This window comes from Thalassotalea agarivorans, assembly GCF_030295955.1.
In the GTDB taxonomy this organism is placed as follows: domain Bacteria; phylum Pseudomonadota; class Gammaproteobacteria; order Enterobacterales; family Alteromonadaceae; genus Thalassotalea_D; species Thalassotalea_D agarivorans.
The window spans coordinates 2,020,045-2,045,910 of the sequence record NZ_AP027363.1; the positions used below are offsets into that span (position 1 = coordinate 2,020,045).

Here is a 25,866-nt window from a genome sequence, read left to right on the forward strand (position 1 = left end):
ATGGCTAATCCCCGACTGATTTTAAATGGTAAAAAAGCTGGCTTGGCGCTTGTGCGTCAAGCCATTTTTTTTGCGCGAGAATCTGTCGACATTGATGTAAGAGTGACCTTTGAAGCTGGTGACGTAGAAAGGTTTGTATGTGAAGCGGTTGCAGAAGGCGTAACACGCATTATTGCCGGTGGCGGCGATGGCACCGTGAATGAAGTCGTTAATGCGCTGATGAAAACAAAAAATAACTTTGTTGAAGTCGGTATTTTTCCGTTGGGTACGGCGAACGATTTCGCGCGCAGCTTAGCTATACCAGAAGATCTTGGACAAGCATTGACGCTAGCAGCTACCGCATCTGTACACGACGTTGATACTGTACAAATAAATGATGATTACTTCCTTAATGTCGCCAGTTGTGGATTCGGCGCAGAGGTAACGGCTAATACCCCCGTTGCATTAAAAAACTTTCTAGGTGGCGGCGCCTATACCTTATCGGGATTAGTTCAAGCGCTAAATTTCACGCCATTTAAAGGAAAGATAACCTTTGACGAGTGTCAAATAGAAGATGAAGTGATAGTCGCCGCTCTTTGCAACGGCAGACAAGCAGGCGGAGGTCAGTTGTTAGCGCCCGATGCCAAGATAAATGACGGCTTAATTGATGTCGTATCTATGTCAGCATTTGCATTGCAAGACATCAATCAAGTGGTATCTGCTTTACTAGATAATAAGGAAAGTAACGCGGTAATAAAACGTTTTCAAACCGCTGCCCTGCATTGGCAAAGTGAAAGCGCTATCTCGGTTAACCTTGACGGCGAGCCTCGCCAATATCGCGAAGCTCGTGTATCGGTGCATCACAAAGCGTTAAAGCTTGCACTACCAAGCCATTGCCCTTTGATTTAATCGTTACGTTTCTCATCAATAGAAATCAATATAGAGCCCACTTGCAGTGAAGACCATTTCGGCTTCTTAACTGCAATATTTTGCTCCTCTATAGCTGTTTTAAGAAAGTTATCACCATCAGGGTTATAGATGTTAACGTGATCTTGCTGCCACTTATCTTCGTGATATCGCCATAGATAGCCCGATGTCCAATTATTGCTCTCTTGAACCACAATGTATTCTGGTGAATCATCTTGGTTTAAATCAACAGCAAAGAAGTAGTAATTTTTACTATCAATGAAATTCCATTCATTTTTCTTGGCTTGCTCATAAACAGCTGTTATTAAGCTTTCTCCAAACAGTGATTGGTCCGGATAAAACAAAGCACTTTCAGTAAATTTGGCCTGTGTCAGTTGTTCACTTTCATCTACTGGAGCATCACGATTGTTGCGGCTTGCAATTAATCGCTCAATTTCGCGCACAAAAGCTTCATTATCAGCATATTCTTGTTTAAGTTGCTCTAGTGCCAAATAGCCAGCTCTGCCCAAGTCCCACAGCAAGTAATGGGCGTTGAAGTCATCCAATGATATTTTACCTGATGAAAGCCTATTTAACTGACTAGACACCGAGATTTGCTGAAAATTGAGCAAAGGCGTGTTTACTAAAATAGTAATTGCCAATACAACAACTGACATACCGATATTGACTTTACTTAACCAAGTTAACCATTGGTCACGTTTTTTGATGATGCTAATACAATAGCCAAATGCAAAGGCGGTCAATACAAACCATACGACTAAACCCCACAAGCGAGACACCGTAAAGCCATACTGTTCGATTCTCAAGTACAAACCATACAAAGCAATCAAGCTATACACAGGCGCTAATGCAACACTAAGCAATATGATTTTGTGCACAACACTATGGTAAGGCTTTTCATCCAAATCGGCTTGGTAAACGGCATTAACAAAAAATAGAAGTAACGCCAGCAACCACATAACCAGCAACGTGCCACTACCTGTATCCCACAGTTTGTCTAGACCTGTAAATGGCAAAGTAAACATAAAACCTAGCGACACAATAGCGAGCGCTGGCAATAAGAACTTCAACAAGGTTTTTAAGATTGTTCTGATGGTATCGACGGTATTACTTATTGAGCGAAACAAAACCGCCGCGAAAGCAAACGCCAAATTGAGCACGGGAATAACAAACCAAGCTTCTTCTAACAGTTCTTCAAAAAAGAGAATATCGAGCACTGCAAAAAGCGCGGCACCTAAATGTAGTATCCCTAAGAAAATGAGAGTAAAGAGCCAGCATTCACCAAAAATTAAAAAGTTACGCCACGAAGACAAAAACAAATTAGGGTAAGTAATGGGTTCACGATTGGCTAACTGCTGAAAATACATCAAGGCTTTAAAGCTTGCGATAAGACCAGTAAAACAGAAGATAGCGACTAAGCCACCATTGCGCACATATTCTTGCGGTTCAGATTGAAAACCGACATAAGCACCGCAAAGTGCAAGTAGGGTAGCAAAACCCAAAGCATAGGATAGAAAACGTTTTTGGTTATTTGATGTAACACCTAAATAGGTCAATATCGGAAAGCTAAAACATAATGCTCCTAGGCTATAGAGCCAAATCGGTTGTGTCGCTGGCCAATATTTGTGTTCAACACTTAGGTATAAAAAGGTAAGGCAAATGGCTTGTATTACCGCGACAATAGCGATAAGGGGTTTAGGTATTTGTTTATCCATATTATTGTTTTATTTTCCTCATTTTTTTTATCTTAACCTGATTCCTTAACTAAACTCTAGGAATTAAAAAAGAGAAATGAATGGTACTATGAAAACACATTTAAAACGTATTTACCTGGCCGTGTTTATAGCCTTGCTGTGTTACGTACTATTTAAATACTATGGGCGTGCCTTTGTTGCGCTATAAAAAAAACCCATGACAATGTCATGGGCTTTCTAATGCTAATGTCTTTTTAATAGTAAGGGCTTTTTACCACCACGTTGTATAGAGCGCCACAAGAATAATAACTACCCCTAAGGCTGCAATATTGAACGGTTTATCTGTATCAAAGCTGACTTCATTAACGCTGACCGTCGCATCGCTTCGTTGTGATTTACCAAGCAACGAAACAACAACACACAAGGCTAAGCACAATAAGAAAACAAGTCCGACTCTATCCATAAATGGTAGTGCAGGCCAAAGTTTCATAAAAGCAAAAGATAATACCGCAGAGCCTAACGCTGCAGACATAGCACCCGCTGATGTCGTGCGTTTCCAGAACATACCAAGTACAAAGATCACTACAATACCCGGTGTAAAGAAGCCGGTAAATTCCTGAATGTATTGAAATGCTTGATCAAATTTACCCAATAATGGTTCTGCAACAACTAGCGCAATACAAAGTGAAAGTAACGATGCAATTCTGCCAATATGGACGTAGTGTCGTTGGCTCTTGTTAGGCTTTAACTTCGAATAAATGTCCATCGTGAAAATAGTAGAGATACTGTTGGTCATCGACGCTAAAGACGAAACAATAGCAGCCACAAGCGCAGCAAATACCAGCCCTTTAATACCTGTTGGCATCAATTCCATCATTGAAGGGTAAGCCTGATCTGCAGCTGAAAGCTGAGGATACAACACGACTGCAGCAATACCTGGCAATACCACAATTAATGGCATTAGTAATTTTAGATAAGCAGCAAAAGCGATACCTTTTTGCGCTTCTTTAACATCTTTTGCAGCTAAAGCTCGTTGAATAATGTATTGGTTGAAACCCCAATAGCTAAAATTCATTACCCACATACCACCAATGAGTACGGAGATACCAGGTAAACTCATATAGTGTTCATTCTCTGGCGTAAATATCATATCAAAATGCCCCGGCACTTGTTCTGTCAGTATGCCAAAACCAGCTATAACACCAGCGCCGTCAGAGACTGCGTCTAACGCTAGGTAGCTCAGGAACAACCCGCCAAAAACAAGTAATACAACTTGCAAGATATCAGTATAGGCAACTGCTTTTAAACCGCCGTAAAGCGAGTATGCAACTGAAAATACGGCAAGGAAAATCATACCAAACATCCAATCTACACCAGCGACAGTTTCAATGGCTAGCCCGCCTAACCAAAGCACTGCAGTTAAATTAACGAAGATATAGACCGCTAACCAAAACAACGCCAAGGTCGTTTTTACAGTACTGTTAAAACGTTGTTCTAAATATTGCGGCATTGTATATATGCCGTTTTTTAAGAAAATTGGCAGCATATACTTACCAACAATGATCAGCGTAATGGCGGCCATCCATTCGTAAGATGCAATAGCTAAACCTAGTGCATAGCCTGAACCTGACATGCCAATGATTTGTTCAGCAGATATATTAGAAGCAATTAAAGACGCACCTATAGCCCACCATGGTAAAGCCTTAGACGCTAAAAAATAGTCTTCTGTATTCTTTCCCTCTTGCTTGTTTTCCTTAGAAATCCATAGTGCTAAAACAAGTAGACCTAGCACATAAGCAATGAATACGGTTGAATCAATCCATTCGAGTTTCATTCTTCCCCCAAAAATTATTGTTATAGTTATGTTCGTAACATGAAAAACAAAAGGGTAAACGTTACCACTTTATATATCAACTCTTTTCATGATTAAATAAATCGACTTTGCCTAACACCTGACATGCTGCATGATAAAGAATAAACAAGAAATGCATAGATACTAGCCTTATAAAGTAAAAACTTGATCATCGCTGGAAAATTAGATTATATTAAAGCAATTAGGAGAACGTTTTCATTAAAACCACCCTATTATATAAGGTTCATGATTTTTAATGAGAATAGGAATACGGTAAAAAGAGCATAGTAATTACCAGTGAATCAACGCTTAAAATAACAATTAAAAGAGAACAAAAGCCATGAAACTATCAACAGTTATCTTAACTTTAACAATAGCTACTTTAATCACTGTTGCTGATCAAGCGATTGCAAACGAAAACACCGAAGTAAAAGCAGCTAGTTGGCAAACTAAGCGATTCAAACAACTCGATGCCGATAAAAATGGCAGTTTAAGTCCAACAGAATTTCAAGCGCAAACAAGTGCATGGATGAAGAAGTCGGGTTTGACATCGCAACAGCAAATCGAAAAATCAAAAAATCAATTTAACAACTGGGATGTGAACAAAGACGGGAAAATTTCGTTCTCAGAATTTGTTGAAACACAAAACAAGAAAAAGAAGAATAAGAAAAAAGCTAAATAATGAGTTGATTGCCCCTTTTTCGAGAAAGCAAGCACATGCAAATGCCGTTGATACAATATCGTTCATTTTGGTTACTTTTAATTAGCTGCACTGCTTTTAATGCCGTTGCAGTGAATGAAGACGTTACACTAAAGCAAGCCAATGTGATCGTTTTTCTTGTCGATGATCTTGGTGTAATGGATACCTCTGTTCCATTCATTAGTAACCAAGATAATGAGAAAAAACAGTTTCCTCTGAATGAGTATTACCAGACGCCAAATTTAACGGAATTGGCAACTAGGGGAACGCGATATAGTCAATTTTACGCGCAAAGCGTTTGTTCACCGAGCCGCGCATCCTTGCTTACGGGGCAGAATGCGGCTAGACATCATATTACCACCTGGATTAACCCAACAAAGAACAACAAAGGTGAATACGGCCCGTCAAACTGGCAATGGCAAGGATTATCCTCTTCTGCAGTTACATTACCAAAACTGTTGCAGCAAAGTGGATTTAAAACCATTCATATTGGTAAGGGCCATTTTGGCCCTTTAAATAGTGAAGGTGCAAATCCACTGAATCTGGGTTTTGAAGTTAATATCGCTGGCGGTGCCTGGGGCAGACCAAAAAGTTATTATGGTAAAGACCATTATGGTAACCACAAAAAATTTAAACAAAAAAATAAAGCACTAACCCATAACATTCCGGATTTAGCGCATTATTATGAGCAAGATACATTTCTAACTGAAGCGCTGACACAAGAAGCTATCAAGCAAATATCCTTATCGGACAAACAGCACAAACCCTTCTTTCTATTGATGTCTCACTACGGTGTTCACGCCCCTTTTCAACCTGATCCTCGGTTTATAGATAAGTACCAAACCTCTCAAGAAAAAGAGGCTTCAAAGGCATTTGCCAGTTTGGTTGAAGGCGTTGATAAGTCACTTGGCGATATTGTTGCGCACTTAAACCACTTAAACATTGCGGATAATACCTTAATCATATTTGCTGGAGACAATGGCAGTGACTCGCCAATAGGCAAAAACAATAACATTGCGACCGCTGCACCTTTTAGAGGAAGAAAAGGCACAAGCTGGGAGGGCGGCATGCGTGCACCATTACTCATCGGGTGGGCAAATGAATCAGCACAAAATCCATTGCCAATAGAAACAGACATCAATAATGAAATAGCCACTATCATGGATATATTTCCAACAGTGCTAGCAACATTGCAAGTCCCACTACCTAACAACTACATAGTAGATGGTGAAAATCTATTACGTTCCGAAAGCAGTAGCGCTGACGAAAAAGAATTTCTTATGCACTTTCCCCATGAGCATAGGCATTCGTATTTTACGACGTATAGAAAAGGTCCTTGGAAGCTGATATACCGCTTTAACCCGGCTAACAAAAAAGGGGTTAAACAATATCAACTTTACAATTTACAAGATGACCTCTCTGAGTCAAATGATTTAAGCAAAACTGAACCTAAAATGCTGTACGATATGGTATTTGCTATGCGGGCAAAACTCGCGCAACAAGGCGCTCAATATCCAACAAATATTAGTGGCAACACCCTACTACCACAATTACCGAAGTTAACGAATTAAATCCCATGAAGCATTTATCTATTACGTTTTATATCGTCTGCCTTACTGTATTGCTTTCAGCGTGCTCAACGCCAAGCAACCTTTCAAACGATGCCAATAAGCTAGGTGACACTCAATCTATCCAGCCAGACATAGTTGAGCAATATAAAGTTATTGATGGTTTTACGTTAAACTTGCACGTTTTTACTCCTAAGAATCATTCAGCGCAAAGCAACCGACCAGCCATTGTTTTTTTCCACGGTGGTGGTTGGAATGCAGGACATGCGAGCCACTTTTTTCGCCAAGCAAAATACTTGTCAGAACGCGGCATGGTAGCGATTAGCGCCGATTATCGCGTCGCAAATCAGCATGGTACAACGCCAAAAGAAAGCGTAAAAGACGCTAAATCAGCAATGCGTTACATCAGAAAAAACGCTAAAGCATTAGGCATAAACCCTAATATGATAGCCGCTGGCGGTGGTTCTGCCGGTGGTCATTTAGCTGCAGCAACGGCGACTAATACGGCTTTTGAACACAGCACAGACGATAAAACCATCAGTTATAGGCCAAATTTACTGGTTCTATTTAACCCTGTATTTGATAACAGCGCCGATGGGTACGGTCACAACAGGGTAAGCGACTATTGGCACGACTTCTCGCCGCTTCACAATATCGATGAAAAAACACCTGCTGGCATCGGCTTTTTTGGAGAAAAAGACACCGCAGTAAAGGCTAAAGCCGCGATCGCATTTAAGCAAGCACTGTCAAAATACAATACGCGTTTTGAGGTACACATTTACAAAGGCGAGAAACACGGCTTCTTTAATCAGTCGAAATATACTGAAACGCTGATGGAAATGGATAAGTATTTAACGCAACACAACTATTTAACCGCGTTACCAAACAAAGTGTATTACCTCGATGCTAAACATGGCGATGACACGCGCTCTGGTTTGTCGCCAGAGCAAGCCTGGTCGAGCTTAGCAAAAATAAATCAAACCTATTTGATGCCAGGCGATAAAGTATTACTTAAGTCCGGTCAACACTTTAACGGAACACTCGAACCTATTGGCAGCGGCACTAAAAGTAAACCGATTCACATAAGTTCATATGGCCACGGCACTAAGCCAGTCATTCATGGTTGGGGGCAAAAATTACATAGCCTATTACTGCATAATGTTTCTCACTACCATGTTTCAAATCTAGGGGTAACCAATAAAGGTAAAAATCGTCAAGCGCGCAGACGCGGCATTATTGTTGACGGATACAATGCGGGTGAACTCACTGGTATCACATTGTCAAAATTGGAAGTGTATAACGTCAATGGTTCGTTAATTAAGAAGCAAGGTGGTGGCAGTGCTATTTTAATTAGAAATGGCGGCGACATTTACCCTACCCGTTATAACGGATTAACTATCGCTAATAATTATTTACATCATAGTGGTCGCAATGGCATCAATTTTCACGGTAATGCACAGCGTTCGAAATGGTATCCAAACTTAAATGTACAAATTAAGCATAATTTAATCGAACAAATACCCGGTGACGGAATCGTAGTTATTGCCAGCGACGGTGCATTAATAGAGGGCAACGTCTTGCGAGATTTTCCTGATATTCTGCCACAAGGCGAAGCCGCTGCGGGTATCTGGCCATGGAGTTCTGATAATACTGTTATTCAATTCAATGAAGTAAGCGGACACAAAGCGAAATGGGATGGACAAGGCTACGACGCAGATTTCAATTCTTTTGGCTCAGTCATTCAATACAATTACAGCCATGATAACTACGGTGGATTCCTACTAGTTTGTAACAATGGCTTTAAACTTGGCAAAGACATCAATAAAGGCACAGTCGATACCATTATCCGCGGCAATATCAGTATCAATGACGGTATTCGCCCATACCCTACCCACAAAGGTATGTTTTCTCCAATATTTCATATAACCGGTCCAACCGAAAATACACGAATATACGACAACATCATTATCGTGCCCAAAAAAGCAGCAAACATTGATAATACACTGATCGATATGGATGACTGGGGTAAGCAATTTCCTAACGATACATTCTTTACAAACAACACGATTTACTTTGAAGAAAAGCTCAAAGTGAGTCACAAAAATCTCAAAAGTTTTGTCTTTGAAAATAATTTACTATCTAACGCTATTGAAGGCGTGGATGACACTAACAAAGTATTAGAAAAACAAGCTTTTGACTTGCAAGCATTGAAACAAAAAGCGCTTGAAAAACTAGCAGAGTATAAAAATAATGAATAAACATAAATTAGCTACGGCAGTATTAGCGGGTATCATTGGTTTATCTGGATGCCAACAGGATTCAGCGGCCACAGTAGAGCCGTCTCATAGTCAAACCGACTATGTTTATTGGCAAGATTTGAGTGTTTTTAAGGTAAATACTGAAGCGCCTAGAGCTACATTCGTGCCTTATGACAGCGCGGACAAAGTCAGTGCAGACAAATACGAAAACTCGCCCTACTACAAATTATTAAATGGTGACTGGAAATTCCATTGGTCACCGAATCCATCTTCGGTTCCAGCAGACTTTTTTAAACCAGAATATGATGTGTCTAATTGGGATGAATTACCTGTGCCTAGCAATTGGCAAATGCACGGTTATGATTACCCTATCTATACAAATATAGAGTACCCGTTCCCAAAAAATCCGCCATTTGTGCCACAAGACGAGAATGCAACGGGTGCTTATCGTACCACATTCACCGTGCCTAGCGACTGGGACGGACAGCAGGTCTTTATTCATTTTGCTGGTGTTAACTCAGGTTTTTATCTCTACGTTAACGGCCAAGAAGTTGGTTACAGTGAAGGTTCAAAAACGGCGGCCGAATTTAACATTACAAAATACCTTATTGACGGTGAAAACGTGCTTGCCGCCAAGGTTATTCGTCATACCGATGGTAGTTACTTGGAAGACCAAGACTTTTGGCGAGTATCAGGCATTGAACGCGATGTTTACCTTCATACAGCGCCAAACACCTATGTACGAGACTTTTTTGCTAAGACAACGCTTACAGACGACTATTCAAATGGCTTACTTGATTTAACCATTGACGTAGCAAATAAGGATTCACATGCACAAACAGTGAAGGTGAATGTAAGCTTAGCCGATAGCGATGGTAATGTAGTCGCAGCTACATCTACCAGTAGAATTGTCCTGTCTGGCCAAGAAGAATCTATCAACCAGCAAATTGAAATTGCAGACGTTGCAGCATGGTCAGCCGAAACACCTAACTTATATCAATTAATGATAGAGACGCAATACGACGGTGATACACCGACGCAATATATCGGTGAACACATAGGCTTTAAAACGGTAGAGCTTAAAGATGGTCAATTTCTTGTCAATGGTAAAGCGATCTTACTTAAGGGTGTAAATAGACACGAACATGACGAACGCAATGGCCATGTCGTATCACGCGAAAGTATGCTAGCTGATGTCAAAATGTTTAAAGAAAACAACATCAATGCGGTTCGCACTGCACACTACCCTAACGACCCATATTTTTATCACTTAGCAGACAAATATGGTCTTTATATCGTTGATGAAGCCAATATTGAATCTCATGGTTTTCACTATAAGCCAACTGACACACCAGCAAACAATCCTGAGTTTGAAGGTATGCATTTAGACCGCATTGAGCGTATGGTTGAACGCGATAAAAACCATCCATCGATCACCTTTTGGTCTATGGGTAATGAGGCTGGCGACGGTATTAACTACGTTAAAGCGTATGATTGGTTAAAACAACGTGACGACTCTAGGTTAACCATTTATGAGCGCGCTGAGCAGCAATCAAAATACACGGCGAAAACAAGACCTCACCAAGATGCTGTTACTTGGATGTATCGCCAAGTAGATAAGTTAAAGAAAGAGTATATTGGTAAGTACCCTGAGCGCCCTTTCTTCTGGGTGGAATACTCTCATGCTATGGGTAATTCCAACGGTAACTTTAAAGAGTACTGGGACTTTGTGCGCGCAGAGCATCAAGTTCAAGGCGGTTTCATTTGGGACTGGATGGACCAAGGCCTTATCACCAAGGATGAAAATGGTAATGAGTTTTGGGGCTATGGTGGCGACTTTGAGCCAGAAGGCGTCTATAACGACGGTAATTTCTGTCTAAACGGTTTGGTTAATCCTGATCGTACGCCGCACCCTGCATTGTTTGAAGTGAAGAAAGTCTATCAAGATCTTCATTTTTCTAAGCAGGCAAATGGCGAATTTGAGCTATTTAATGAAAAATTCTTTAGCGATTCATCAGACACAAACATTGCGTGGCGTCTGATTGAAGACGGTGTTGTTGTAAAAACAGGTGCCGTTGATGCCGTTGCGGCTGCCCAAAGTAACGTTAGTTTCAGTTTAGCTGAACAGTTACCTGCATTGACCTCAGGCAAAGAGTACTACGTAAACTTTTACGCGACCGCAAAAGGCCAGCATCCATTGGTTGAAGAAGGTCACTTGTTAGCAAGTGAACAAATTTTACTGCAACAAGGCAGCGCCCCAATGTTCAATGACAATGCTTCAGGTTCGGTTTCTGTCAGCAATGACGACAAGAACACCGTGGTTTCTGCGGGCAGTGCAACATTGACATTTGATCAGTCTGGTTATTTAACCTCTTATCAGGTCGAACAAACAGAATTGCTGAAAGAAGCGCTTAAATTCAATCTATGGCGAGCACCGACTGACAACGATTTTGGTGGTGGGGAAAATGCGTTTGTAAAACGAGCACAGCTATGGAAACAAGCAAGCTATAACCAACAAGGGCAAGGGATAAAGGTAGTTTCAGCAACAGATAATCTTGTCGTCCTAGAACAAACGGTTGTGCTAGCTGAAGCAGAATCAAACGTTAAGTACATTTATACGGTTAATGGCAATGGCGCATTAAATATTGACGTTGCGTTTGAATTCGCCGGCAATGCTAATGAAAAAATCGCTGTTGAAATCAAAGGTAAAAAGAAAAAACGTAATAAGTTTAGTAGCATTCCTCGTATCGGCACCAACTTCCAAATGCCAGTCGGTTTTGACCAAGTCAACTACTACGGTCGTGGTCCTCATGAGAACTACTGGGATAGAAAAACCTCAGCATTTGTGGGCATCTACCAAGGTGAAGTTCAAGATATGGCGTTTGACTACATTCGACCTCAAGAAAATGGCAACAGAAGCGATATTCGATGGGCTACGCTAACTAATAAAAACGGTATCGGTTTAAAAGTTACTGGTAGCCCGACATTCGATTTTAGTGTGCATCATCAGCCTATGGCAGAGTTCGATCCAGGTGTTGAAAAGACACAACGTCATTATATCGATATCGTTAAGCAAGATTTGGTTAATGTAAATATCGACTTTAAGCAAAATGGTGTCGGTGGCGATAATAGTTGGGGCGCAATCGCGTGGAAGAAATACTTGTTAAAACCACAAAATTACAGCTATTCCTTCCAGCTAACCCCTGTTAATTCTGCGCCGAACTATAGCGCTGATCAGGCTATCAAGATTGGTACACATAACAATCTATAAATCGTTAAAAAAGGCAACACGCAAGTGTTGCCTTTACTTTTTCCAAGGAGTAGTAAAATGAAATACATTGCTTATATGTTTGCTCTCATCGCGCTAATTTGGTTAAGTGAGGAAGTAAAGGTTCCTTTTGCTAATGCATCTTCTGGAAATACAGCCGCTTTCGTTGAGGCTAATCAAACCAATAAACAACCCAATATAGTGCTTATCATTGCCGATGATTTAAACGACTTTATCGGTCCACTGAACGCTGAAATTGGCGTACATACTCCCCATTTAGATGAGCTAGCCAAGAAAAGCGCAATATTTACTAATGCTCATTCTAACGCCCCTGTATGCTCCCCTTCCCGTGCAAGCATGCTATCAGGTATTTATCCACATAAATCTGGGCAATATGGTTTCACCCACTGGCGTAAAAATAAGATATTGCTAGAAACAGACACCATGATGCAAACCCTATCGAAGCTCGGGTATTACAGCGCAGGCACCGGCAAAGTGATGCATCATCAATGGCCAAAAGCATGGGATGAATATGGCATTAGGCCTGACTACACGCCGCTTGCATTTGATGGTGTAAAAACAACGCAACACCCTAATGTGCCAGCACCTTACAATCAACAAGTGGGGCCTTTAGACTCGACGTTTACCCGTTTATCAGACGTACCAATTGTTGCCGAAAGTGAGGGTAAACCTGGTTTTAATGGTTGGTATTACGGCGGTTTTAAGAAGCCTTTCAAATACACTAGCGAACAACAACGTGACTTGTTACCTGATGAAATGTATGCCAATTGGACAGCCAATAAAATCAAGCAATTTGATAAAGAAAACTTGGATAAGCCGTTCTTTATTACTACCGGCTTAATCAGACCACATACGCCTTTAGTGGTGCCTGATAGATTCTTCGACATGTACCCTATTGATAAGATTAACTTGCCTACATTTCTTAAAGATGATGATGCAGATACTTATTTCGAATCAATCTATCAAGGCAAGCCATCTAAGGGACGCAAGCATTATGATTTGCTAATGGCTTCTTATGAGAATAAAGAAGTAGCGCTAAAAACCTATTACCAAGCGTACCTTGCAAGCGTGAGCTTTATGGATGAACAAGTTGGCATTATGTTGCAAGCAATAGAGCAAAGTCGTTTTGCAAATAACACGATTGTTATCTTCACCAGCGATCACGGCTACAACTTAGGCGAGAAAGACAATCTTTTTAAAAATAATTTATGGGAACGTTCCACCAAAGTTCCGTTAATAATTTACGACGCTAGGCAGCCAAATGCGGTCGACATTGATCAGGCTGTTAGCTTAATCGACGTATACCCGACCATCGTAAACTATGCAACAAACGATAAGCCTGAAAAGGCAGTAAAACATCAACTTGATGGTCTAAACTTGCAGCCTCTCATCAATAAGAGTGAATCTAGAAAGCGCTATGCGCTTACTGTTGTAGCGGCCAATGGTAAACCCAGCTTTGCTCTAAAGACCAAACAGTGGCGCTATATTCAATACAGCAATGGTAAAGAAGAATTATATAACCATGCTCAAGACGCGACTGAATTTCACAACCTTGCAGAAGACAAAGCCTACGCAGAACAAAAGAAACTGTTGGCTAAACAACTTAGCTTGCTAACAAAAGGCGCACTTTAAATGAAGCGCCTATTTTGCAACCACTGCTATGCCCTGCTGCTGAGCTTGCTTTTACTTGCACCGGTAACTGCCAATGAGCAAAAAAATGTGTTGTTTATCATGGTGGATGACTTAAATGATTACGTTGGCGCTTTAGGTGGTCACCCTCAAGTTAAAACACCCAATTTAGACAAACTTGCCGCAAGCGGCGTTTCATTTACTAATGCGCATACAAATGTGCCCGTTTGTTCGCAATCCCGATCCAGCATGTTTACTGGCGTGTATCCGCATGATTCTAGAGATTTTGGCTGGACGCCTATGCATCAACAATACGTGTTAAAACACAACAAAACATTTTTGGAGTTATTTAAAGACAAAGGTTACAAACTCTACGGTACTGGCAAGTTGTTGCACAACAATATTGCTAAAATATGGCATGATTGGGGCGTACCTACTCGCATGAATTACGGTCCTCACGCCTACGATGGTAATAACATAACCGGGCATCCATCAGTTCCTAAACCCTTTCGTGAAATTAATATTGTCGATGGTTCATTTGCCCCATTAAGTGATGTGCCAACATTCGATACAAATCAGCCTAGTAAAAGGCCTGCTGGTTGGGGCTACCCTTTTGCACCTTTTCACTACGAAAATGAAGACAATAGAGACCTACTACCTGATGAAGCACACGCTAGGTGGGCAATAAACAAACTTAAGGACATGGCAACTGACAAACATAGTCAGCCTTTTTTTCTTGGAGTAGGATTTGTTAGGCCTCACACACCGCTTTATGCGCCTAAGCGTTATTTCGATATGTATCCGTTGGAATCAATTGTATTACCCGACATTAAAGTTAATGATATTGAAGATACACCCTTTATTCGAAATTACACTAAACAACACATTGGGCTTAGCTATTTTGATGCATTGCAAGCTTCGTTTGACGGTGATGAAGAAGGTCTTAAGCGATTTTTACAGGCTTATTTAGCATGTATTACTTTTATGGATGACCAAGTGGGTTTGCTGCTTTCTGCGCTTGATGAGTCCCCATTCGCTGACAACACTGTTGTTGTTTTAACCAGTGACCATGGCTGGCAAATGGGTGAGAAAGACTTTCTTTATAAAAATTCTCCGTGGGAAGAAAGTACCAGGATCCCAATGTTTTGGCGTATTCCCGGCGTAACCAAAGCAAATATAAAAGTAGAACAAGCGGTCTCTCTCATTGATATCTTTCCAACCTTTGTTGAACTGTTTGATTTAAGCCCACAGCATAAAAAAAGAGATGGCGCAGGCACTATTGGCGGCTATAGCTTGATGCCCTTTTTAGATGACCAGAGCGCCAGTCAATGGCAAGGACCAGATGGCGCACTCACGGTAATGGGAGCAGGTATTACTTCGCCTATTAAAGATGTCGGCGTGAGATTCAATAAACATGTTGATTGGCATATCAAAATAATTACAGATTTACCTAAGCACTATATTTGGCAACAAACATACACATATCGCACTAAACAGTGGCGATATACGGTATATAAAAATGGTGAGGAGGCGCTTTATGATCACGCCAATGACCCGCATGAGTGGACAAACTTAGCTGACCATAAAGATTACCAAACAATCAAAGCACAATTGGCTTTATCAGTTAAAACATTGATTAATAAAAATTATAACTAGAGACAACTATGTTTAAGCTTTCAGTATTAAAACAAACATTGATTTTTTTAATGGCATTGGTTTTGTCGCCGTTCTTGCATGCACAAAAATCACATCATGAAACCCAGTCACTTGATGGGCAATGGCAAATCATTTTTGATAAAGAAAATAATGGAAAGACGCAGCAACTATATAAAAATGCAAACTTCCTCGCACAGAAAAACATAAAACCTATCACTGTGCCTAGTGTTTGGGAACGCATAGAAAAAGACTATGAAGGCGTTGCCATATATCGAAAAGCATTCAAGGTGGATGCTGCATGGCAAGACAACATTGTGCACATAAATTTTGACGCGGTTAATTATCGTGCTGAAGTTTACCTTAATGACCACGTTGTTGGCGTTCATGAAGGCGGCTTTACCCCATTTTCATTTCGTATTGATAGTATGCTTCACTTTGATAAAGAAAATGTGATCACATTGCGCGTTGTAGGTCCTATTTTACTTGATACAGACAAAGTAATTGATGGTATGGGGGCAATGGAGACGCCACAGTGGCGAGGTGGTATTACCGGTGGCATATGGCAATCTGTACGTTTAATTGCAAGTAAAAAAACCTTTATTGACGATCTTTACGTTCACACTAATCTAGCAACAAATGAAACCAATGTAGCATTGGAAATCACTAATTTTGATGAGTTCTACAGCAAAGACACCGTCCGTATAGATATAGAAGAAGTAACATCAGGAAAAATCGTTGCAACACAGAAGCTCGACCGCTCTTTTCAACCAGGTAAGAATGCTGTCGCGACCACTATAAAAATCAAAAACCCTCAATATTGGTCTCCTGACTCGCCCTTTTTATACAAAGCCATAGTTACCCTAATACGAGACGGCGAAAAGAGTCATGCCGTTAGTGACCGATTTGGATATAGAGAATTTACAATCCAAGACAAACGTTTTTACTTGAATGGCAAAGAAACCTACGTAAAAGCGGTGTTTTTAGAAGGGGTTTATCCAGTAGGTGTGGCAACACCTATCGATTTAGCTATGGCACGAAAAGAAATCCAACTCGCCAAAGAAGCCGGTTTTAATATGATACGCCCGTGGCGAAGACCACCACAACCAGAGTGGTTAGACTTAGCCGACGAAATGGGCGTTATGGTGATTGGCTCGCCGGTATTGGAGTGTATGGATTTACCAGTAAACACGCCGGATCTTCCACGACGAGTAAACTTCGAAATTACTGAAACCATACGTAAAGACAGAAACCGTCCATCTATTGTGATGTGGGAGCTGTTTAATGAATTACGACGCCCTATCTTGAAACAAATGATGGCTGAAACGGCAATGCTTGCGCGCGACAACGATCCAAGCCGCTTGATCCTCGACGAGTCTGGTGGCTGGGCCTTTGGCGCTAAAGTATATCTACCTCACAGCCGAAAATTTGAACACTTCAATGATGTGCATACCTATCCAGGACCAAATATGACCAACCTTTGGTATGACAAATTTTTAGGTGTCGGCCATACCGCACAACAAAGGAAAGCGTTAGGCATTAAAGGCAAGCCTATTGGTCACAATGTCAAAGAAAATGTCACCAGTTTTGTTTCTGAGCTCGGTTATGGCAGTTACGTAGACTATACGCGTGTTAATGCGCAATTTGCTGAGCAAGGCAATCCCATTGTGCCAGCAACTCGCTATCACAAAAAGTTAGGGCAACAGTTAGAACAAACTATCACTACTGAATTATCTAACGTATATCAGTCGCCCACGGCCTTTTATCATGAACAGCAAGAAATTCATGCACTAGCTAACGCTAGAATGATTGAAGCGACACGGGCAAATGCCAATGTAACAGGCTACTGCGTCCATGCGCTTACTGGTGGTGATTGGATTATGGGCGCAGGAATTTTAGACTTGTGGCGAAATCCAAAAGAAGCCGTCTATGAAAAAACCAAAGCCGCGAATCAACCTCGTATTCTTTCCTTGCGCACGTTTCCACGAAATGCCTATGTTGGCAGCGCAATTAAACTGTCGGTGACGGGTATAAATGATTTAAGCGGATTAACGGCAACTTTGCATGTTGAAGTAACAGACGCCCATGGCAACGCCATTTGGCAACATAAAAAAGCTGTTGACTATCGCCGTCATGTATCTCAGTTAATGCAAGATGCTACAGATAAAATTATGCGCGCCGGCAAGTATTTAGTAACTGCTACCCTAAGTGAAAACGGTAAGACAATTACACAAAACACGATCGAATTCGATGTATTTGATTTACCTACTTTGAGTAAAAACCCGATTGCGATAGTCGACGAAACAGGCAGATTACGCCAGTATTTAACTGACCAAAATCAGGCAATTATCGGTTTTACTGACAATTTAGCCATAGACGTTCCAGTCATAGTTGCATTAAAACAAAACCAAGACTATCGAACGTTAAATCAACAATTACAAAGGTTTGCAGAGCGTGGCGGGCACGTGATTTACTTGCAATTTCCGTATCAACGTCCGAAATGGAACAGTGGCGTGCTAAGTCGAGGTTACAGCCAGTTCTTGCCTTTTGAAGTAGACATTAAAGCGTCGTCGGGACTATGGGCAGGCATGTCCCATGTTGTCGCCGAGCATCCCATTTTCGAGAAATTGCCACAAAACCAAGCGATGTACGGCGTATATGAAAACGTAAGAGCAAAAATGTCGATGGTGGGCATTGAACATGACCACATCGTAACTGTCGTTGCCAATGACAACTTTCCAGATATGACATTGATGAAACGACATTATGCTGGCCCTGGCGACGTATGGACGGGAACAGACATCACAAGCGTAAAGCTTGGCCGAGGAGAGATATGGTTAAACACACTAGAGTTGATACCTCATTTATCTCGTGATCCTGTCGCTGACATCATTACAAACAACTTAATTAACTATGTATTAAAACGCGTACAAAAATAAAAAGGCGGTCATATGCATTTAAAGAAAACAATAACAAGAAGAACATTACTTAAAGCATCTTTATCGCTTTCTGCTGGCGCGTGCTTAAGCTCAACTGGCCTAGTCAGCGTAGCAAATGCAACGGAGCTACTTTCTGATGGTAGCGGTGACTATAAAGCCTTGGTCTATATTTTACTTGCTGGTGGCAATGACGCGCATAACACCTTAGTTCCTATGGGGAGCAATGCGCTGCGTTCGCGCTATGAGCAACATCGTGGCAATGTCGCCATTAGTGAAGACGTTCTACACCCAATCAATGTTACAAAAGCCGCACCCATATACGGCGGTGGCGAGCAATCAACGTTTGGGTTACACCCAAGTTGTAGTGGCTTAGCCTCACTCTTTAACAATGGTGAGCTATCGTTTATTTGCAATACCGGCAATTTACTTGCACCGACATCTCGCCAGCAATTTTTAGACAAGTCGGTGGCGCTACCTCCTCAGTTGTTTTCTCATTCAGACCAACAGCGTCAGTTTCAAAGTGAACCCAGTGCACGATTTAACTATGGCTGGGGCGGAAAAGTCGCAGAGCTATTAAGTGCTCAAAACCCCGATCAAAATGTATCACCGCTAATTTCGCTGTCGGGGCTAAACACCTTCCAAGTTAGCGAAGGTGGTTCGCTTAATACCTTTACCCTTGGTTTAAATGGCATAGAGAACATTCGCGGCAATTCTGGTCACAATAAAACTATGCTAGACACGCTATTTTCTGAATCAAACAGCACTCGTCACTTGATGGCAGAAAAATACGCACAGACTTTTGGTAGCGTAAAGAAGGCGCAAGCGGTGATTAATGACGCCTTTGATGTTGCCGAAAGTAACGGCGTAGACTATGACCAGTTATTTGAAAATGCTGACACAAAATTAGGCAAGGCGCTTAAGACCATCGCCAAAATGATTGCAGGTAAACAATCAAACACCAACAAACGTCCTATTTACTACGTAACACTTAGCGGATTTGATACCCACCAAAACTTGTTATCGGACCAATCGTCACAACTTTATGACGTAGACCAAGCGATCACGGCATTTAAACAGGCGCTATCGGCACAAGGTGACTTTGATCAGGTCGTAACATTTATCGGTTCAGAATTTGGTCGCACATTGACGCCTAATGATAGCACTGAAGATGCCGGTACAGACCATGCTTGGGGAGGCATGGCAATGATTATGGGAGGTGCAATTAACGGCGGTCAATTATTTGGCGAACACCCCGATCTCAATGTAGGCCAGGGACTGGACGTAGATAGTGCACGAGGTAGATGGATACCAACTACACCAACAAGTTACATCAATGCTCACATTGCCCATTGGTTTGGTGTTGACAAAGCAGAGCTCGCAGACATTTTTCCGTCACTGAGCAACTTTGAAGACCCGTTTAGCGACGCACTAAATCTAGCATTATTTAAGGAGTAAGCCATGAAAAATTTAATAACTACAATCGCGCTGATGGCATTTGCTCTAAACCTTTCTGCTTGTGGCGGTAGTTCAGGAGAAGACACACCGCCACCAGCGCCGCCAATAGAGCCGCCAGCCAAGGTTATCCCGACAATTTCTATTGATATTGTTGAAGCAAATGCAATTGAAAAAAGTGGAAAAATTGCCAAGTTTAAGCTTTCTAGAGATTCGGGCGATGAAGCGATTTCTGTCGATTTCACCCTAAGTGATACAGCTGATGGTATTGCTGGTAATGAAGATATTGCAATGCTTTATAGCGACGGCGGTGAAGTCACAGATAGCTTGATGTTACTCGCTAATCAAAACAGCCGTGTAATAGAAGTTCATGCTAGCAAGGATAACCTCTTTGAAGTGGTTGAAACACTCACCGTTAAATTAAGCGCTAATGAGCAGTACCAACTTGCAAACGAGCACACAGTAGACATTACAGTAGCTGATGCGGAAAATATAAATGACAATGGTAAGGTGTTTTTGGGCTACTTTAGCGCCCAGTCTGGGGTATCAACGGTGGCTAGTGGTGTCGCTTCGCTTGTTGTGCAAGGAGACAATGAGCAAGCAACGCTTAGCTATTCCTTTGACAACTTGTCGACGGCACAGACAGATCAGCATATCCACCTAGCGCCTCATGGTGCCATGATAAAGGATATCGAACATAAAGGTTCGATTTCAAATTATGTGTGGGACCTTTCACCAAGTGGGCCATTTACCACAAAGCAACAATTAATCGATGCTTTATACGCTGGTGAACTTTACATAAATATTCACACCGCTAATTATCCCGAAGGTGAAATATATGCCACCTTCAATTATGACAATTCGGTACAACCACCGCAGCAATCGACCTTTACAGCAGCCGATTTAGAGCGTGATATTGTCCGTTTTCTAAACCAATCTACCTTTGGCGCAACACCGCAGGAAGTTGATGCACTAAAGGCGCAAATGGATGATTCTGGCAGCAACAGAATTCAGGTATACGACGCCTGGATTGAAAAACAATTTGCGCTAACGCCAACATCGATGCTCTCACTCACCGACGCTACCAATACACACTTTTCAGAGGAAGATGGTTGGCATGCAAGGCGAGATGCCTTCTGGCCTATTGCCGTGTATGCAGATGACCAACTAAGACACAGAATGGCCTTTGCATTAAGTGAAATACTAGTGATTGGCGATGAAGTTAACAAGATTAGAAATGCTCACCGTGGCGTTGCTAGCTATTGGGATATGCTTGCAGGCAATGCCTTTGGTCACTACACGGTGTTACTGGAAGATACCTCGCGTCACCCAATCATGGGCTTTTGGCTCAGTCATCTGAGAAATACTAAAGCCGACGCCGAGCAAGGCACCTTCCCTGATGAGAATTATGCTCGAGAAATTATGCAACTCTTTAGCTTTGGTCTTGTGCATAGGCAACAAAATGGCGGCATCAAGTTAAATGAAAGCAACTTACCTGCTCCAACATACGACAACGACACGATTAAAGCACTCGCGAGAGTTTTTACGGGTTTAAGTTTTAGCTACGTAACGTTAAATGACGAGAAAACTAAAAACCAATACTTTAATCGCTACCCTAGCGTCAAAGAAAACCAGTATCGCTGGATTGAACCCATGATATTCTTTGCAGAGCAGCATGATTTTGAGCAAAAAACCTTGTTTACCGATGGCAGTACTGCAATTGAAATTCCTGCTCGTGAAGCAAGCGTTGAAAATGCCGATCAAGAGCTTACGGAGGTTATTGAGTATATTGTAGCGCACAGCTCAACTGCGCCTATGATAGCTGAACAATTAATTAAGCGCTTTGTTACGTCAAACCCTAGCCCTGATTATATAGAACGCGTGGCCCAAGCTTTTGGCACAAAAGGCGACATGCGTGCAACGATTAAAGCTATTCTGCTCGATCCAGAAGCACGTAACCCTAGCGTGTTTTACTCTACAACGCACGGCAAAGTGAAAGAACCTGTCATTCGCTTTACTGCACTGATGCGTTTGCTAGAGGCATACTCCAGCATAACGCTATACGAGCAAGGTATAAACGCGTCTCAGCTCGCACAATTTGCAGACAATGCTACTCTGCTAAGAGTGGGTGATATAAACATTGGGCAGTATAGTTTAGGGGCAGACTCTGTATTTAACTTTTTCCAACCTGACTACACGCCACCTGGTGCGCTTGCTAATGCCTCACTTGTAGCGCCAGAACTGCAACTTATGACTGAAAGTCAATTAGTGTCTACCCTCAACGCTAGCTATCAATTAATCGATGCTGGTTTTGCTCGTTGGTCGTCATTTAACAAAAGTAGCTATAGCCAGCAGCAAGTTGCAGTAAAACTTTCTTATCATTATCTTAATGTGTTACATAGCCAGACGAGTGGCAGTGACCACGACAAAGCTAAGGCCGTGGTTGATCACTTAGATAGATATTTAAATGCCGGACAATTATCACAGCCTGATAATAGTGAAAGCTATCAAGCTATCATTGACGCCGTTGTTGCTACGTCCACTGTTAATGAAAAACTAAAATTAGCGGTCTACGGCGTATTTAATGCGCCTGAAAGTCTTGTGCAGCAATAAATGAGTACCAGTAAAATGAAATTCATAACGTCACTATCGTTAATCTTAGGCATACTCGCCTTTCAACCAGCCTACGCCTTGGTATCGTTAGCAAAAGTTATTGCTGATCATATGGTAATCCAACGAGGCGAACCGGTTAACTTATGGGGCCACGCAGCACCTAAAGAAGACATTAGCGTCTTCTTTAAAGGGGCAACATATCGTGCGCAAGCCGACAAACAAGGAAATTGGTTAGTCACCTTACCAGCACAAGCGGCTAGTACTGGACATACTATTAAGGTAGTTGGCGTTAACACTATAACGCTCTCTGATATCGCCTTTGGCGACGTATTTTTAGCGGGCGGTCAATCCAATATGGCGTATACCTTAGAACAGGTTATCTCGCGTTTCCCAGATGAAAAGCATCAAAAAAGCTATCCCGATATTCGACACTTCAAAGTACAGCGAAATTATAACTTTAACGGAGAACAACGCGATATAAAGCATGGAAAATGGCTACAAGCGAGCGCATCGACTATCGGCCAGTTTTCAGCCGTGTCCTGGTTTTTTGCAAAAGAACTAGCGCAATATCGTGATGTCCCTATCGGCATTATATCGTCAAATGTAGGTGCCTCTCCGGTAGAATCTTGGATGAGTCTCTCAGCTTTGTCGCTTTTTCCAAACGCGCAAACGTTAGCTCAACAGTTGCAAAATAGCGAATTCAAGGAGCAACTTTTAGCGCAGTATAAAGCGAAGCGGCAAGCTTGGCGTAAAGCAAACCCTAACAAAAAGCTTCCCTATTCCATCAACCGAGCAACGCAGTTGGATTTTAAGCCAACGGGTTTTTACAACGCGATGATAGCACCGCTTCAGCCAATGAGATTTAAAGGTGTAATTTGGTATCAAGGGGAAAGCAACACGAACAAGCCAAATGATTATGCCAAGCGTTTTTCTACTTTAATCGCGTCTTGGCGACAGCTTTTTGAACAACCTAACCTCCCTTTCATGTTCGTGCAATTAGCTAACTTCCGTCTGCCTGATGAGCAGCCCAAAGACAGCAACTGGGCAATTTTACGTGATCAGCAAACACAAGTGTTTAAAACCATACCACATACAGCAATGGCCTTAGCGATTGATGTTGGCGAACGACACGACATTCACCCCAAAGACAAAGAAACCGTAGGTAAACGACTCGCATTAGGCGCACGTTACCTAGCTTATGGCGAAAAAGACGTTTCGTTTGTCAGCCCTATGTTGTTAAGCGCTGAGGTAAATAATAATCAAGTACTCATTCATCTTGAACATATAGGTAAAGGATTAAAAGTACAGGGTAATGAACTCAAAGGGTTTGCCATTGCTGGGCAAGATAAACAGTTTCGATGGGCCAAAGCGTCTTTGACGACAAGCGGCGTAAAGGTGTGGCATAACGACATCAGTCAACCAAAGTTTGTACGATACGCCTGGGCAGACAATCCTGAACAGGCTAACTTATTTAGCGCGGATGGCCTACCAGCAACCCCCTTTGAGGTAGCCTTACCATAGAGCTAATATACAAAATAGAGACGGAACAATACTGCTCTAAACCGATAAGCGCAGTAATTCTGCGCTTCAATAGCTTTTTCTACTGTGCGCTACTAAGTTGGTCTGCTTCAGCGCCACGTTGACACTCAAACTCATTATCACTAATGGCATTCTTTATTAAATCAAGTTGAAATTGATTTAGCTCAACATTGCTAATTTCTGCAGAAATACGAGATTTTTCATCATTGATGATCTCTGTTAATGCGGCATTTACTGCTTTGATTTCACCATTATCTAAACCACTTTTTAATATTTTTAGAAGATTTAAACTACGTGCATCACTAACCAACTGCAGTCCTTGCTGTTCCTTGATGTATGAAGCTTTGTTGATGTAGTAAAAATGAGATACGAAGCTACCAATAGCGACAATTCCAGATAAAATAGCTATACCTAAAAAATGGTGTTTAGTTAAAACTACTTTTGCAAAAAGTAACTTACTGGGCTTTGTCTGCTTGTTAGGTTCAACTTTTCTAAAAACCTTTAAAAGTGCTACCAAGGCAGTAAGATTTAACGCAAACCCTAGACTTAACAACAAACTTAATGTTAAGAAATTCACCTTATAATCCAACAAAAAGTAACTCCAAGGATAGGAAAGTACCTGCATATTGACTTCTATTGGATCAAAGCCCAGATTTAAAAATTTTTCGTTAATGAAATGCCAACTTACGAATATCAAAAAGAAAGCACTAAAACGTATAATAAATAATTTAAACATACTTATAGTCTAACAACGTAACCCCCCCTTAATAAGGATGAACAATACCAGGCTGAAATGTTGATGAACGAAATCAGCAAACATTTTTCTCAATTATTAGCCTGTTTTTGTGCAAGATTGGCAACTTTGGCTAGAGCCTCTTTAAACGAATGCTCTCCATCCTGCAAAAAGTAGCCATACCATTGGCTTTTATACTCTGAGACGAAAATTAGAACCCTAGACTTTATCGTTGCACTACCTGAACCACATCCACTAAATATAACTTTTCTAGGAACGTCTTTTCCTTTTAAAATATTGAGAGGGGTAATATCAAATATCATTCTTTCGCCAACTATTAAAGGAAGGTCTGAACCTTCTTTAATAGGCCTTTCTAATGAACGTATTGCCTTCTCAAAATCTGGGTAAAAAACTCCGGTAATAACTCCTTCATAAACAAATTCCGAGCTTGAATAATGCGATTCTATTGATTTTTCTTTATATCTACAGGCAACAGAAGTAGAACTAAAAATTATCAAAAATAATAGAAAACTGAGATTTTTCATAACGCCCACCGACTCCTAATCACGCGTCGTATAACACTTGACTACAATTAAGTATGTACAAACGCCAAACAAGTATTTTGCGTTTGTACCCTATTGCGCTGGATAGAATGTATGCGTCATTTTTTAGTTGGTTTAGGAGAGAAAAAACCTACTGCCAGTACACAAAGTACGCTCAACACCCAATACAATTTCACATTACCATCCCAACCGTTAACTAAATTGAAATAGTCGTGTGAACTTAAACAATCGGCTAACGGTTCTTGTTCGCACAACTTCACTAAATTTATCGCATCACTAGCTATCTCTATTTGCCCTCCAACTAGCAAAGCAGAAATTGTAGCTAGGCCTACCATCACCGCAAGAAACAACCGCCCTTTTAAATTCATTACAAATTCCATCTAATGATTTAACATTTAGTTAATGAGAATGACGCTCTAGTCCAGAACCTACTCGACGATAACACGGCATAAAATTAATAATTAAAACATTAAGTTAA

The 25,866-nt window shown here is 41.3% G+C and carries 16 protein-coding genes; 11 read left to right on the top strand and 5 right to left on the bottom strand.

Going from position 1 to position 25,866, the window contains the following annotated elements:
• Positions 1–888: a lipid kinase YegS gene (gene yegS, locus QUD85_RS09440; protein ID WP_093331282.1), complete on the top strand. Its 888-nt coding sequence runs from the start codon at positions 1–3 to the stop codon at positions 886–888.
• On the opposite strand, the gene QUD85_RS09445 is transcribed toward yegS, so the two are convergent.
• Positions 885–2,621: a DUF4153 domain-containing protein gene (locus QUD85_RS09445; RefSeq protein ID WP_093331287.1), complete on the bottom strand. Its 1,737-nt coding sequence runs from the start codon at positions 2,619–2,621 to the stop codon at positions 885–887. The genes yegS and QUD85_RS09445 overlap by 4 nt on opposite strands.
• 250 nt (positions 2,622–2,871) lie before the next feature.
• A complete protein-coding gene (locus QUD85_RS09450) occupies positions 2,872–4,434 on the bottom strand; it encodes a sodium/sugar symporter (protein ID WP_093331290.1) in 1,563 nt (520 codons plus the stop codon).
• A gap of 358 nt (positions 4,435–4,792) precedes the next feature.
• Here QUD85_RS09450 and QUD85_RS09455 point away from each other — a divergent pair, with 358 nt between their 5' ends.
• Genes QUD85_RS09455 through QUD85_RS09500 form a run of 10 tightly spaced genes read left to right on the top strand, consistent with a single transcriptional unit; the run spans position 4,793 to position 24,074 of the window.
• Positions 4,793–5,134 (top strand): EF-hand domain-containing protein, encoded by a 342-nt coding sequence (locus QUD85_RS09455; protein ID WP_093331294.1) that lies wholly within the window; start codon positions 4,793–4,795, stop codon positions 5,132–5,134.
• 41 nt (positions 5,135–5,175) lie between these two features.
• A complete protein-coding gene (locus QUD85_RS09460; protein WP_093331351.1) occupies positions 5,176–6,723 on the top strand; it encodes a sulfatase-like hydrolase/transferase in 1,548 nt (515 codons plus the stop codon).
• Between the two features lie 5 nt (positions 6,724–6,728).
• On the top strand, positions 6,729–8,978 hold the full coding sequence (locus QUD85_RS09465; protein ID WP_093331297.1) for an alpha/beta hydrolase fold domain-containing protein: 2,250 nt from the start codon (positions 6,729–6,731) through the stop codon (positions 8,976–8,978).
• Entirely contained in the window at positions 8,971–12,249 is a 3,279-nt protein-coding gene (locus QUD85_RS09470) for a glycoside hydrolase family 2 TIM barrel-domain containing protein (RefSeq protein WP_093331301.1), read from the top strand. The genes QUD85_RS09465 and QUD85_RS09470 overlap by 8 nt, the downstream gene beginning before the upstream one ends.
• Before the next feature lie 57 nt (positions 12,250–12,306).
• Complete coding sequence (locus QUD85_RS09475) at positions 12,307–13,899, top strand: sulfatase (protein WP_093331303.1); 1,593 nt, start codon at positions 12,307–12,309, stop codon at positions 13,897–13,899.
• A complete protein-coding gene (locus QUD85_RS09480; RefSeq protein WP_093331305.1) occupies positions 13,900–15,552 on the top strand; it encodes a sulfatase in 1,653 nt (550 codons plus the stop codon). It abuts the gene before it with no gap.
• An 8-nt stretch (positions 15,553–15,560) separates the two neighbouring features.
• Positions 15,561–18,488: a glycoside hydrolase family 2 protein gene (locus QUD85_RS09485; protein WP_093331308.1), complete on the top strand. Its 2,928-nt coding sequence runs from the start codon at positions 15,561–15,563 to the stop codon at positions 18,486–18,488.
• A gap of 12 nt (positions 18,489–18,500) precedes the next feature.
• A complete protein-coding gene (locus QUD85_RS09490; protein WP_093331311.1) occupies positions 18,501–19,943 on the top strand; it encodes a DUF1501 domain-containing protein in 1,443 nt (480 codons plus the stop codon).
• A 3-nt stretch (positions 19,944–19,946) separates the two neighbouring features.
• Complete coding sequence (locus tag QUD85_RS09495; RefSeq protein WP_245732137.1) at positions 19,947–22,553, top strand: DUF1800 family protein; 2,607 nt, start codon at positions 19,947–19,949, stop codon at positions 22,551–22,553.
• A 15-nt stretch (positions 22,554–22,568) separates the two neighbouring features.
• On the top strand, positions 22,569–24,074 hold the full coding sequence (locus QUD85_RS09500; RefSeq protein ID WP_286218608.1) for a sialate O-acetylesterase: 1,506 nt from the start codon (positions 22,569–22,571) through the stop codon (positions 24,072–24,074).
• A gap of 79 nt (positions 24,075–24,153) precedes the next feature.
• Here QUD85_RS09500 and QUD85_RS09505 read toward each other — a convergent pair whose 3' ends face one another.
• From QUD85_RS09505 to QUD85_RS09515, 3 genes are all read right to left on the bottom strand, one after another.
• Complete coding sequence (locus QUD85_RS09505; protein ID WP_093331316.1) at positions 24,154–24,828, bottom strand: hypothetical protein; 675 nt, start codon at positions 24,826–24,828, stop codon at positions 24,154–24,156.
• Positions 24,829–24,917: 89 nt separating this feature from the next.
• Positions 24,918–25,370, bottom strand: a complete 453-nt coding sequence (locus QUD85_RS09510) for a hypothetical protein (RefSeq protein WP_093331319.1) — start codon at positions 25,368–25,370, stop codon at positions 24,918–24,920.
• A gap of 116 nt (positions 25,371–25,486) precedes the next feature.
• Positions 25,487–25,756 carry a hypothetical protein gene (locus tag QUD85_RS09515; RefSeq protein WP_093331321.1) on the bottom strand — a complete coding sequence of 90 codons (270 nt, stop codon included), beginning with the start codon at positions 25,754–25,756 and terminating at the stop codon, positions 25,487–25,489.
• Positions 25,757–25,866 lie beyond the last annotated feature (110 nt).